Genomic DNA, 1491 nt, shown 5'->3' with positions numbered 1-1491 from the left:
GGGGGGGGGTGGTGCGGGGCGGTGCGGGGGTCGGGGCCGGTGCGCCCGGAGGGGGGCGGGGGCACCGGCCGGTGCGGACCGGCGGGCAGGGGGGGTCAGGTGGCGTGGATGAGGGCTTTGGGCTCCAGGAGGAATCCGGCGAGGCTGCCGTCGTGGGGCAGTTCGGGGCGTGAGAGCCAGGGCCGGACGTCGCCGGTGGTGACCTTGCGGACGCTCGGTTCGTGCAGCAGCTGCTCGGCCAGGGCGGTGTGGCGGCCGGTGAGGCTGACCACCAGGGAGTGGCGCAGCGGGGCGGTGCCGTGCTCCTCGCGCCAGGGGGCGACGACGACGAAGGGGAAGGGCAGTTCGGTGCCGAGCAGCCGGTGGTGCGGGTCGTCCACGGAGATCACCAGGGGGCGCAGCACGACGCTGGTGTCCTCCAGGGCGCTCAGCGGCCCGTCCGGGTACAGCGCGCTGGAGTGGTCTGTGCCCTGGGCGGCGAGGCCGGTGAGGTAGGGGCCCAGGGCCTCGGCGTTGGTCTGGGTGGTGGCGGGCAGCAGGGCCTGCGCCGAGGTGACGGGGTGCGGTTCCAGCGCGGCCAGGCGGGTGGCCAGGGCGTCGGCGAGCTCGCCGACGTCGCCGCTGGTCAGGACGGCGGAGATGTTGTTGCAGCGCACGCCGCCGTCGTCGGCGATCCACTGGGTGAGGCTGTCGGCAAGCGCGGTGGCGCCGGCGGCGTCCACCAGGGCCTTGCTGCGGCCGGGGCCGCGCACCAGGATGTCGCGGCGGTTGCCGTAGCGGGCGGCCGCGTCCGGGCCGCCGTAGACGATGCCCAGGTCGGCCTGGTCGAGCAGGTGGTCGCCCAGGTCGTGGCCGCCGGGCAGGAACGCGAGCCGGTGCGGGGGCAGTCCGGCCTGGAGCAGGGCCGCGGTCAGCCGGCGGGGGGTGAAGGGGTCCTTGCTGCCGGGGCGCAGCAGCACGCTGTAGCCAAGGGAGAGGGCGCGTACCCAGGTGACGTTGGGCTCGGGGTGGTTGTTGGGCACGACGACGGCCAGGACGCGGCCGCGCGGCACCCAGTGGCGGGCGAAGCCGCCCTCGGCGAAGGGGGCGGGCAGCTCGGCGGCGTTGAGCTCCTCGATGCGGGCCAGGGCGGAGCGGATGCCGGCGGTGGCGCGCTCGATGGTGCCGCGCGGGGAGCCGGTGGCCGCCGCGACCCGCCGCTGGTACTCCGCGGGGCTCTCCCCGCCGAGGGTGGCGGTGGCGAACAGCTCCCCGGCGGCGGCGAACAGCTCAGGCTTCGGGGCGGGCCCGCCGGCGTGGGCGCGCACCCGGTGCACGGCCGCCTGCGCGAGCAGCCGCGGGGCCAGGCCGATCTCGGCGACCACCTGGCCGTCCACGCCCGTCAGTTCGGCCGTGTCACGGCTGTCGACCTCGCTCCCGCCGATGACCGGATTGAGCCGGGCAACGGCGGCGTCGGCAACGGCGTCGGGGGCGGGGGTGACGGGGGTGGGC

Annotated in this window: 1 protein-coding gene; it reads right to left on the bottom strand. The window is 77.0% G+C overall.

Translation table 11 applies throughout. From position 1 onward, the window contains the following. Window positions 1-95 precede the first annotated feature (95 nt). Window positions 96-1424: an aldehyde dehydrogenase family protein gene (locus IG74_RS0144525; RefSeq protein WP_037827374.1), complete on the bottom strand. Its 1329-nt coding sequence runs from the start codon at window positions 1422-1424 to the stop codon at window positions 96-98. Between the last annotated feature and the right edge of the window lie 67 nt (window positions 1425-1491).

It is taken from the genome of Streptomyces sp. NRRL B-1347 (assembly GCF_000720325.1).
Classification (GTDB): domain Bacteria; phylum Actinomycetota; class Actinomycetes; order Streptomycetales; family Streptomycetaceae; genus Streptomyces.
The sequence above is the reverse complement of the archived record's forward strand: the minus strand, read 5'-3'. Positions and strand labels throughout refer to the sequence as shown.